The 11,800-nt window shown below is 40.3% G+C and carries 7 protein-coding genes; 1 reads left to right on the forward strand and 6 read right to left on the reverse strand.

What is annotated here, in order from left to right:
* Positions 1 to 64: 64 nt before the first annotated feature.
* The 6 genes from GD597_RS18275 to GD597_RS18300 all read right to left on the reverse strand — a co-directional run bounded on the left by GD597_RS18275 (position 65) and on the right by GD597_RS18300 (position 9,273).
* On the reverse strand, positions 65 to 1,504 hold the full coding sequence (locus GD597_RS18275; RefSeq protein WP_171609352.1) for a TolC family protein: 1,440 nt from the start codon (positions 1,502 to 1,504) through the stop codon (positions 65 to 67).
* A 230-nt stretch (positions 1,505 to 1,734) separates the two neighbouring features.
* Positions 1,735 to 2,409: an ABC transporter ATP-binding protein gene (locus GD597_RS18280; protein ID WP_171609353.1), complete on the reverse strand. Its 675-nt coding sequence runs from the start codon at positions 2,407 to 2,409 to the stop codon at positions 1,735 to 1,737.
* Positions 2,410 to 2,447: 38 nt separating this feature from the next.
* Positions 2,448 to 4,883 (reverse strand): ABC transporter permease, encoded by a 2,436-nt coding sequence (locus tag GD597_RS18285; protein ID WP_171609354.1) that lies wholly within the window; start codon positions 4,881 to 4,883, stop codon positions 2,448 to 2,450.
* Positions 4,884 to 5,257: 374 nt separating this feature from the next.
* The gene (locus GD597_RS18290; RefSeq protein ID WP_171609355.1) at positions 5,258 to 6,019 is read right to left on the reverse strand and encodes a LytR/AlgR family response regulator transcription factor; all 762 of its coding nucleotides are present in this window, start codon (positions 6,017 to 6,019) and stop codon (positions 5,258 to 5,260) included.
* 9 nt (positions 6,020 to 6,028) lie between these two features.
* Positions 6,029 to 7,384: a sensor histidine kinase gene (locus GD597_RS18295; RefSeq protein ID WP_171609356.1), complete on the reverse strand. Its 1,356-nt coding sequence runs from the start codon at positions 7,382 to 7,384 to the stop codon at positions 6,029 to 6,031.
* Between the two features lie 107 nt (positions 7,385 to 7,491).
* Positions 7,492 to 9,273 carry a histidine kinase gene (locus GD597_RS18300; protein ID WP_171609357.1) on the reverse strand — a complete coding sequence of 594 codons (1,782 nt, stop codon included), beginning with the start codon at positions 9,271 to 9,273 and terminating at the stop codon, positions 7,492 to 7,494.
* Positions 9,274 to 9,715: 442 nt separating this feature from the next.
* Between GD597_RS18300 and mrdA the strand changes: the two genes are divergently transcribed.
* Positions 9,716 to 11,797: a penicillin-binding protein 2 gene (gene mrdA, locus GD597_RS18305; protein ID WP_171609358.1), complete on the forward strand. Its 2,082-nt coding sequence runs from the start codon at positions 9,716 to 9,718 to the stop codon at positions 11,795 to 11,797.
* The last annotated feature ends 3 nt before the right edge of the window (positions 11,798 to 11,800 follow it).

Consider the following 11,800-nt stretch of genomic DNA (forward strand, 5'->3'; position numbering starts at 1 on the left):
AAAGCACCACACTTCAAGAAAGTCTGGTGCTTTTTTATGGTAGTTTGTAAAGCCAAGCAATAAATTAGTAACTTAATTTACCCTGGTAAAAATCAAGTACTTTGGTTCTTAGTACATAATCGTATTTAGCGGCAATTAAGTTAATAGTGGCGCGGTCCATATTGTTTTTGGCAATAATATAGTCTACAACTGTAGCAGCCCCTGCATTAAAACGAACCTCAGCCGAACGGAAGGATTCTGTAAAATCCTGTACCTGCATTTGCAATTGTGTATACCTGTCTAATGCCGCAGACATATTTAAATAAGCCTGCTCTATATTTTGCCTTAGCTGTATTTTGGTGGTATTGGCTTCAAACGTAGTTTGCTTCTCGGTAATCTTAGCCTGCTTTAAACGGCTTTTAGCCTGTAATCCGTTAAGTATAGGTATTTGCAAAGAAAGACTAATACTAGAATTAAAGTTATTGGTCCACTGATTGCCATAGGTAATTTTCTGGGTTTCATAATTTCCCTGCGGGGCAATAACTGGTAATTTACTGGCCCCATTCAACACATAACTATCTGTTTGTGCTTCGGTAGTACTCAGTAATTTTTGCAATGATGCGGCACTGGAATAATTGGTACCTAAAGAGCCGTTCAGGCTAAGTGTAGGCGTTAATAATCCTTTTGCAGCTTTTACGCCACTAGCTGCACTTTGTTTTCTTAGATCGGCAGCTTTTACAAATGCCAATTGCAGTAATGCCTGTTCGTAAATCATGTCAACAGTAGCATCGTATAATACGGGAGTAAGCGATTCGTTTATTTTCTGCAGCTCCATATTTTTATCATAGGCAATATTCATATGCTGCGCCAAATCCAGTTTAGAAGAGGCCAGGGTATTGCGGTTATTTACCACATTTATTTCATCGCTGGCTAACTGGCCCTTAACATCGTAATAAGTAGCAGGTGCAATGGCACCATCTTTATTTAACAGGTCTAAACGTTCTGCCTGCTGGCGGGTAACTGCTACCTGTTTTATGGAGGCATTCAGCAATTCCTGGTTATTTAATACGCTTAAATAGGCCAGTATAACATTGATGGTAATATTATCTTTCTCCTGCTGCCAATCCATTTTACCGGCTTCAAACGTAAGCAGGTTTTGTTGTATACTATTGCGAATGGCGGCACCATTCCAAACGCTAATGCTGGCATTTAAGCCATAATTGGCAAAGCTGATATTCTGGTTAATATACCCATTACTAAACGGATCGATACTACGGCCCTGGTTTATACCATGATAAATGGCGCCATTTACAAATGGCAACCTGTTGCCTTTTGCCTGCTGTAAATTAACTTCATTGCTTTCTGACTGAAAGCCGGCGCGGTTAACGGCTGCATTGTTTTTTATGGCTGTTTCAACACACTGCTGCAAGGTTAATAAATGGTTGCCGGTGGCGCTATCCTGCGCATAAACCTGTTGTATAAACAACCCACCTACCAGTACTGCAATGCCAAAAAATTTTTTCATAATGCCCTTATTTCTGCTGTTCTAAAATTGTATTGTAAATAATCAGTTTTATAATCTATTTCAGAGGCTTTGGTAAGCCAGCTAAATACCAATGCCCGGCTCCCGTTGTGTCACTCACTTGTGCACCATACCTAGTGGCAACAAAAAATTCAACCGCACATCAACGCTTCCCCACATCTTCACATCCGCCCATCTTCACATCCGCACATCCGCCCATTCCCACCTCCCCATCATCCTTCAATTTTCTCAATCCTGCCATCCAGCAAATGCACAATACGTTTACCATAGGCAGCATTTTTTTCATTGTGTGTTACCTGTATAATACTTACGCCATCTTCTTTATTTAATTGGGTAAAAAGTTCCATAATTTCTTCGCCCTGCTTGCTGTTTAAATTACCGGTTGGCTCATCGGCCAAAATTAATTTTGGCTTGGTAATTAAAGCACGGGCAATGCCCACCAGCTGTTGCTGTCCGCCAGAAAGCTGCGAAGGAAACAGGTTCTTTTTGCCAACCATCTGAAACCTGTCTAACATATCAGCTACCATGGCCTGGCGCTCACTGGTTTTTATGCTCTTGTACAGTAAGGGCGTTTCAATATTTTCATACACCGTTAATTCATCAATAAGGTGGTAGGCCTGAAAAACAAATCCAATATGATCCTTATACAATTGCGACCGGTGTTTTTCTTTTAGTGTATGCACCTGTTCATTTAAGAAAAGATATTCACCCTCATCAAAACCATCCAACATACCTAATATATTCAGCAAGGTAGATTTACCCGAACCCGAAGGCCCCATAATGGATATAAATTCCCCCTCGCCAATGGTAAGGTTGATATCTTTTAGCAGAAAAGTTCTTATGCCACCCACGGTTACCCATTTGGACAAATGATTTAATGTTATCATGTACTTTGTTTTTCTAATGTTGAAAAAATATGCTACAGCTATTCACTTCTTAAACTATTAACAGGGTTTGCCAAAGCAGCTTTTATTGCCTGGAAACTCACAGTTAACAACGCTATACAAAGGGCGGTGGCACCTGCAATGGCAAATACCCACCAGCTAATACTTATGCGGTAAGCAAAATCCTGCAGCCAGGTATACATAGCCCACCAGGCCAAAGGAAAAGCAATTACCGCGGCAATACCTACCAGTTGTAAAAAATCTTTTGATAATAATTGGGTAATGCTAAAAACACTTGCACCCAGTACCTTGCGTATACCTATTTCTTTTATTCTCTGTTTGGCGGTAAAAGCTGCCAATCCCAATAAGCCCATACAGGCAATGCAAATGGCCAACACAGCAGCAGCAATGCACAGGTTGCCTAATTGCTGCTCGGCACTAAACTGTGCATTATAGGTATCATCAGCAAAAAAATATTCAAAGGGGTTACCGGGGAAATATGTCTTATACATGCTTTCCAGCGAGCTTATTTTTGCCTGCATATTACTCCCATCTGTTTGAATAGTAAAATATACAAACGATACCGAAGGCAGGTAAATAACAGGTTCAATGGGTTGGTGCATAGATAAATGATGATAATCTTTTACCACCCCTGCAATTTCATATTCTTTGCCCCATAGAATTTTTTTGCCAACTATATTTTCATTGTGGGCAAAACCCAGTTGGGCAGCCGCTTTTTCATTTATAATTACTTTGCCGGCATTACTCCACCCGGTTGCTGCTTCATTGGCTGTAAAACTATGGCCCTGTGAAAAGTTGATGGCATAAGTATCAAAGAAATGCTCGTCTGATATAAACATGAAATAGTTTTTCTTATCATCTCCTTTTTGTGGGTTTAGTTTGGTAATGCCTGCAGCAGAAAAATTATATCCCACACCCGGTACATTATTCGAGGCCGAAAATTTGGAAATAAAGGGTGTTTGCGCCAGCTTGTCTTTAAAAGCCATATTAAGCGCCGCCTGATTCTCACTGGATACGGTTGGCCCTTTTATTACCAGTAAATGCTGCAGGTTTATACCCAGGTTGCTGGTTTTCATGTATTCCAGTTGCTGGTATAAAATAAGGGTGGCAATAATAAAAATAATAGAAATGCTAAACTGAAATACCACCAGGCCTTTTCTTAATACAATGCCCTTTACACTATTGGCAATTTTACCCCTTATTGCTGTAATAGGACTGTACCCACTAAGCACAAAAGATACATAGCCACCCGCTAATATGGCACCAACAATAATAAAGCCCACACCTGCCAGCCAAAACCAACCCTGATTTAACATAGCCAGCGATAACTCTTTACCCGCAAAGCCATTAAATACCGGTTGTAATAACTGTACCAGCACAATGGCCATTAATGCAGCCACAATGGTTATAATTGCCGTTTCGGATAAATATTGAAAACTTAGCTGCCAGCGGCTGGCGCCCAAAACTTTTCTTACGCCGGTTTCTTTGGCCCGTGTAAATGATTGTACAGTGGATAAATTAATATAGTTTACCCAGGCGATAATCAGTATTAAAACGGCTACAGAAAGCAATAGCACCACTAGTTTTAAACTACCATAGGTTTGATAGGGATAACTAAAATCCGGCCCCAGATGCAGGTTGCTAAAAGGTTGCAGATAAGCATTTTGTTCTGCGGTATTGCTATTTATGCGGTGCATTGTATTGGTAATACCGCCGGCAACCGCAGCGGCATTGGCATTGCTGCCCAGTTGCACATAAATATTGGTAAAACCAGATTCGGTGGTGGACGGGTCGGCCCAGTTATTATCATCGCGGTTAGCGGCATTCTCCAGTGTATGAATACTTAATAAAACCTGCGCCTGAATATCTGAGGTTTGTGGCATGTTTTTAAATACCCCCTTTACCGTATAAGGGGTATTACCAAACTGGTTGCTCATAATAACCGTTCTGCCGGCTGCCTGTACAGTACCAAATAACTTCATGGCCATATTTTCACTGATGGCCATCGTTTGTGGTGTTGCCAAAGATGTACTGCCATCTGCCAGCGGAAAACTAAACACTTCTAAAAAATTACCCTCCACATACAACACATTATTCTCTCTAAAATTCTTTTGGGTGCTGCTATTGCCATTTGCACCTGTGGCTGTTAAAACTCCATCGCCAATGCCATCGGCCACACGCACCACGGCTTGTACGCCGGGTATTTTGGTGGTAATGGCAGGTGCAAAACCAGGAGCAATATAATAGCCGGTATTATTGTTTTTATCGGTAGTAGCCAGACGGTATAGAGTATCGTAATTTTTTTGAAACCGGTTGGCACTCCATTCGCCGGCAACAAATTCCATAATCAGTAAAAACACTGCCAGCCCAAAAGCCAGGCCTGCTATATTTATAACAGAGAAAGTAGTATTGCGTTTCAGGTTGCGCAGGGCTACTGTAAAATAGTTTTTAAACATAGCATTGTTTTAGTAAGTAATTATTTTGGTTCCCGGCTGTAAGGCTGCTGGCATCTGTTCTTGCGTCGCACTCTTGTGCTGTACCAATGCTATGCAACAGATAAAATACAAACAGCCATACAAAATGGGGTATTATAGTACTTTACAATTACATGCCAATCAATATGTATACTGAAAAGCAATTAGTTATAATTAATGCTATTGTAAAAGTGTACGGTTTTGATACAGTTATTGTACTGTTTTGATGCATGCCCGCTGCTTTGCCCGGCCAGCATTACCGCCGCTGAAGTGTGCGACGCAAGGAACGATGCTTTCTGCACCTTGCCGGGTTCATAAAACTGGTTTTACTGTTATATTTTTATGCCCTGGTTATGCTAACTGCTTAGGTTGGTGGCTGCCATTTGTTTTAGAAATTCATCTTTCTTTTTAGGCGAAATAATTAACTGGGCACCATTGCTCATTACTGCATAACCGCCATCGGTTTTTAGCATTTTTTTTACTTCGTTCAAATTTATAATATGCGAATTGTGAATGCGCATAAAATGAAAATCGCAAAGCAGTCCTTCATATTCTTTCAGGTTTTTGCTTACCATTATTTTTTTATCATGCTTTAGGTTAAAAATACTGTAGGGACCGTTGGCTTCTATATGCACAATATCGGGCAGGGCAATAAATTCCAATCCATCAGATGTAGAGAGCGTAATACTTTGGGGTACCTGTGCAGGTTTGCGTAAATTCTGCAGCAGCGATTGCAGTGCCTGCGAGCCAAGATTGCTTTTGCGCTTGAGTATAAATTTATCGGTAGCTTCTTTTAGTTCTTCGGCATCAATGGGTTTTAACAAATAATCTACAGCACTAAATTTAATGGCTTTTACAGCGTAATGATCGTAGGCAGTGGTAAAAATTACATCAAATGCCGGGTTGTTAAATTGTTGCAGTAAATCAAAGCCGGTACCGGTTTGCATTTCAATATCCAGAAATACAAGATCGGGTTTATGTTCTTTTATGGCAAGCACCCCTTCTTCTACTGATCCGGCAGTGGCCACAACGGTAATATCTTTGCAATAAATAGCCACCATATTTTTTAAAAGTTCGCGGCTGTGCATTTCATCTTCTGCTATTATGGCTGTATACATAAGTGGTGTTTAATCGTTTATAGGAATTTTTATTTCTACCCGGGTGCCTTTAGGGCTGCCATCTTCATTTGAAAGATCGATGGTAACAATATGGGCGCCGCTTTGCAACAAGGCTATACGGCTTATATTGGTATCGGTTGCCCGGGAAATATGCGCTTTTGACTGTTTATCTTTTAAAGCTGCTGCAGCTAACCGGCCTATCCCATTATCCTGTATAATACAAAGTATAAAACCATACTGGTATAAAAGAATTATTTGCAATAATCCACCACTGGCTTTATGCCTTAGTCCATGTAAAATAGCATTTTCTACATAGGGTTGTAACAGCATAGAAGGAATTTCTGTGTTTTGAATATCTATTTGTTCATCTGCTTCTATGGTAAAATTAAAATGATTGTCAAAGCGCAGTTTTTCCAGTTCTATGTAATAGGTAAGTGCTTTTAGCTCATCGGCAATTAATACGGTTTCGTTTACTGAGTTTTCCAACACCTGCCGGGTAAGCCTTGAAAATTTTGACATATAACCCAGTGCAGCTTCGGCATTATTTTCCAGTATAAAATGTTGAATGGAGTTTAATACATTAAACATAAAGTGCGGGTCCATCTGCGCCTTTAATGCCTGCGCCTTTAAAGCCTGGTTCATGGCTTTAATTTTCTCCTGCTGGTTGGCAATGGCTTTATATTGGGCCAACAATTCCTCATTTTTTTCTTCAATTATTATGTTTTGTTCTTTGCTGCTTTCTAAACTTTCGGCAAGGCTTTTTTCATTTGCATTATTCAGGTTCATTACATAAACAAATGCCATAAAGAAAAATACCATGGCTGCAATACCACTAAAAATAACAAGGAAGGGTGAATCGTAATTGCTATCAAATTTTATCCCGGGTAAGCGGGGTATTCGCAGGGTAATATAATCGTAGCTAATAAAGCAGGTAGCAATCCATAAAGCGCCAGTAAGCATTTTATACCATTCAGTTAACTGGTATAATAATATGGGTGCCAAAATGGTGGCCAGTAAAATAAATTTGGTATTGAAAATAATGCCCTGCGATATTAAACCCGGCACAATAAGACAAAGCAGGGGCGCTGTTATTATAATTATAAGACGGGAGGCATTATACCAATGATAATAATTGGCAAGCAATGCACTGGAATAAATGGTAATGGCCACTATGCAAATAACAAATACTGTGGGTATATTGATATAGATAAAACTATTGATAAAATTGAACACAAAGCCATACACAGCAAAGCGGTTGGAAAGAATAATCTTCTTTCGCATATCCGACTTTACATTTCTATCCAGGCCAATGGCCGAAATGTTTTGCCAGAATGTACCAATACTATTTTCCCTTGCCTTTTGCATACCAATTAGCTATAAAATAACGTAATACCTATTGTAAATTCAACACCAATCACCTGTCCAATTCAAAGTACTATAGAACTTTAAAGGCAACATCTTGCAGTGCCTTTTTAAATGGGCATTTCATTTTGCAGGGCCACCAATGGAATTTTAATGATAACAGTGCAGCCATCAACTCCCTCGTTTTGGGTAATGGTTATTTTATCTTCACTTTCATAATTAATCAAATCTATATGTGCCATTACATTTTTTAAACTGGCAATAAATTCATCGCCGGTGCGCTGCGCTAAAAAACTTTCGGTGGCTTTGCCGCCTTCTCCATTATCAGTAATGGTTACTATAATTCCATGAGTGTATTTATCAAAATGTATGGCAATATTCCCTCTTCCTGATTTTTTTATCAGCACATGCTGGTATAATGCAGTTTCTACAAAAGGATAAATCAGCATGGAAGGTATTTCAATCAGCCTGTCTGCCGCCGCTGGCAGCGGGTGAATACTAAAATCAAATTTATTTTCAAATCTTAGTTGTTCCAGCTCCAGGTATTGGCTAAGCAGTTTAACCTCTTTTTCCAGCGTGGTAGTAAGCGAGTTTAGATTGGCCAGTATCTGCCTTAAATATCTGGAAAAATTACTGATATACAGGGTGGCATTTTTTTTATCGTTCAGGCTTACAAAATACTGTATGGCATTTAATGAATTAAATACCAAATGGGGATTTATTTGCGCCAGCAGCACTTTCATCTCCAGTTTTTTATTCATTAACTCAATTTCGCTTTTTTGTTGCAGAATAATATTATTGCGCTGCTGCAATAAAACCGCTGAACGTTGTTTGGATGCCGACCTGCCATACAAAACCACAATAAAAATAATCGCCACCACAATAGTGGCAATTACTGCATTTTGAATGGTATTTTGTCGTTCAGCATCCAGTGCTGCTTCAATCAGGTTTTTAGATACAATATCTTTCTCAATACTTAGCAATTCATTATCGCTTTGGGCTGTACGCAAACTATCTGGTAATGATGCTTTAAAAATAAGGCTGCTAATATCGCTGCCCAGGTAGCTTTTTATAACCCGCCCTGCATATAAAGCAAATTCTTTACTATTAAAATACTCATTCACCGGCGCTGCCCAATCGCTGTTTATGGGATAAATGCCGGCAAACCCTTCCCTACGGGCCGATAGCACCAGCTGCCGTTTTACTTTAAAGCCTTTCTCCAGGGCCTTTACATAAATAGATAAGGGCACATAACCAAAAGCTCGTGGCGTTTCTGAAACACGTTGCATTACTTCATAATCGTTGCCCACATAATGTATGGGTAAGGCGGAGTAGTATGTATTTTTAAGATCCTGCACATCCTTTTCCATGGTTGTAGAAATGGTAGTAAACGCCTGCTGCCCGGCTAAATGGGTAATAAAATCCTGTGGACTGGCATATAAGGGCTGTTGAATATTGGTTACAATAATATTCACATCGGGCATATAGGCGGGGGTAAACTGTACTTCTTTTTTACGCTCATTAGTGATTGAGAAATACGACCAGCCAAAAATGCCTTTCCTGTTGGTTTTGGCTATAAAGGGATAAATATTTTCAAAATTATTGGCATCTACCCAGTTTACTGCCAGGGTTACATTGTATCTTTTGCGTATATAGGCCACAAAAGATTCCATAATTTCATATTCTACACCTGCCATAGTTTTCCCGCGGTTGGTGCGGTAAATAAAGGGGTCAATTTCATTCCATAAAACAGATATAGTACCTTTTTTTTGCTCCAACACTTTGGCCCAGCTATCTCCATCAATATTTCCGGGGTTAAAAGATTGGGCCATGCAGTGATGGCCTATAGTAAGGAATAGTAAAATTGATATTGGCAGTAGGTATTTCACCATATAGAATACAGCAATTTACATAAACATATTACCTGGCCGCCATAAATTAAGCTGTGGATTAACAAAAACATTGTTTCAGTTAATTAAACTTCATTTGTAAATAGGGTTTGGTAGCCGGCTAAGGTGGTAATGGCATCGCCTGTTGTGTCACTCACTGCAGCGTTCACCCCTTGTGGCAGCAGTTTGGGAACGTTGCTTGCCCCTTCCTAAAAAAATAGTTTGTTGCCATATCATTCTGCCGTACAAGAGTGCGACGCAACGGCAGCTATATTTTTACTGTTTTGCCGGGTACAAAAACAATACCTTGCACTGCGAAGTTTTTGATTGGCGGGGCCCAAAAAATCTTTAAAGAAATATTTTGAAAACATTGCACATATGTTTTTAAACAATCATAAACTTTGCACATATTTTACATCGATTTTTATTTTACTATAATACATATATGCCGGTATACAATCAGAGCAGAAGCAGGGTGATTCAATTGATTTTTGTAGCTATTTTTCTGGTTATTACAGGACAGCTGTTGCATTTACAATTATTTTCATCAGAATATAAAATTCAGGCCGAAAACAATGCCATTTTTAGAAAAGTGGTTTACCCCGACAGGGGTATTATTTTTGACCGTAAGCGCAGGGCCATTTTAGAAAACACCATTATGTACGACCTGATGGTTACCCCAAACGCTACCAAAGGCAGCGATACTGCCACCATGTGCGCTATTTTGGGTATTGATACGGCCGAATATAAAAAGCGCATGGTTACGGCCATTATTAAAAATACCAGTTATAAACCCAGTGCTTTTGCCCCCCTGGTGTCTCAGGATGTATATGCCCGGCTTAATGAAAATATGTATCGTTTTCCCGGCTTTGTATTGCAGGAGCGGCCGGTAAGAAGTTACCCTTATAATGCAGCCGGTAACGTATTGGGTTATGTGGGCGAGGTAGATACCGCCTATTTACGCAGGCATAAGGAAGATGGGTATCAAATGGGGGATTATGCCGGCATTACCGGTTTAGAAAATACCTACGAGAAAGTGTTAATGGGCCAGCGCGGAGTTAAGCGCTCCATCCGCGATAACAAAAACCGCATACAGGGCTCTTACGAAAATGGTGCTTTTGATACTGCCGCCGTTGCCGGCCGTAACCTGTATACCAGCATGGATGTTGATTTGCAGCAACTGGCCGAAAAATTATTGGGTAATAAAATTGGTAGTGCAGTAGCCATTAACCCCAAAACAGGTGGTATCCTGGCCATGGCTACCAGTCCAACCTACAACCCCAACGAGTTAACCGGCTCTGAGCGCAGAAAAAATTATGGCCGCCTGGTATTAGATACTGCCCGTCCATTGTTAAACCGCGCTATTAAAGGGCAATATCCACCCGGCTCTACATTTAAGCCACTGGGTGCATTAGTAGCGTTGGATGAGGGGTTAATTACCCCAGCTTATGGCTATCCCTGTGGCGGTTCTTACAATTCCTGTGGCCGCCCGGTTAAATGCGAACACCATGATGCTGGCCATGCCGCATCATTAAGACTGGCATTATCGCATTCCTGTAATTCGTATTTTTCAAATGTTTTCAGGATGGCGATTGATAACCCGGCTTTTGCCAATACCCAGCAAGGTTATTTAAAATGGAAGGAGTATATGAATGCCTTTGGCCTAGGTGTAAAATTAAATATTGACCTGCCCAGCGAAGACAAAGGTAATATACCAGATACTGCCAAATATAACCGCGACTTTGGTGGCAGCCGCTGGAATAGCTGTAATATTTTAACCCTGGGCATTGGGCAGGACAGGATGCTGGCCACCCCACTGCAACTGGCCAATACCATGTGTTTTATTGCCAATAAGGGGTATTATTATGTGCCCCATTTTGTAGACAGTATAGAAAATGAAACTATTGAGGATACTACTTACCTGGGCAAATACCGCGTAAAACATAAAGTAACCAATATTTCTACCGAAGATTTTGATGCGGTGCAACTGGCTATGCTGGATGTAACTGTTTCAGGTACTGCCGTTGGAGCAAGAATAGATGGTATTGATATTTGCGCCAAAACCGGTACGGCTCAAAACCCGCATGGCAAAAACCACTCGCTCTTTGTTGCTTTTGCACCAAAGGATAACCCTAAAATTGCTATAGCAGTGGTAGTAGAAAATGCAGGCTTTGGTTCTACCTGGGCGGCACCTATTGCTTCTTTGATGATAGAAAAATACCTGAATGATACTATTTCTGCCAAACGCATGCCAGAGGTAGACAGGATTTCTCAGGCCGATCTTATCCCCGCTGCTATAAAGCATTGGTATATAGTAAAAGATTCTATTAAACTCGCTAAACTGGCCAAACAGCTGGATGCCGATAAAGCCCCCACCTTCGAAAATACTACTGATAATAAAAAGCACACTTTCGACCCCGAAGCAGAGCCAAACAGACAAGACAATGATAGCGGTGATTATGACAGCATGAAAATGAAATCGCCATTTATGAAACCGGAAGAAAAGCCTTTAAAAAAAATCAAGTAACAC

The organism is Limnovirga soli, from assembly GCF_013106755.1.
Lineage (GTDB): Bacteria > Bacteroidota > Bacteroidia > Chitinophagales > Chitinophagaceae > Limnovirga > Limnovirga soli.

Excerpts from the sequence above, each read along its gene's own strand:
- GD597_RS18285 (WP_171609354.1), bottom strand. The coding sequence starts at position 4,883 with ATGTTTAAAAACTATTTTACAGTAGCCCTGCGCAACCTGAAACGCAAT.
- GD597_RS18295 (WP_171609356.1), bottom strand. The coding sequence starts at position 7,384 with ATGCAAAAGGCAAGGGAAAATAGTATTGGTACATTCTGGCAAAACATT.
- GD597_RS18280 (WP_171609353.1), bottom strand. The coding sequence starts at position 2,409 with ATGATAACATTAAATCATTTGTCCAAATGGGTAACCGTGGGTGGCATA.
- GD597_RS18290 (WP_171609355.1), bottom strand. The coding sequence starts at position 6,019 with ATGTATACAGCCATAATAGCAGAAGATGAAATGCACAGCCGCGAACTT.
- GD597_RS18300 (WP_171609357.1), bottom strand. The coding sequence starts at position 9,273 with ATGGTGAAATACCTACTGCCAATATCAATTTTACTATTCCTTACTATA.
- GD597_RS18275 (WP_171609352.1), bottom strand. The coding sequence starts at position 1,504 with ATGAAAAAATTTTTTGGCATTGCAGTACTGGTAGGTGGGTTGTTTATA.
- mrdA (WP_171609358.1), top strand. The coding sequence starts at position 9,716 with ATGCCGGTATACAATCAGAGCAGAAGCAGGGTGATTCAATTGATTTTT.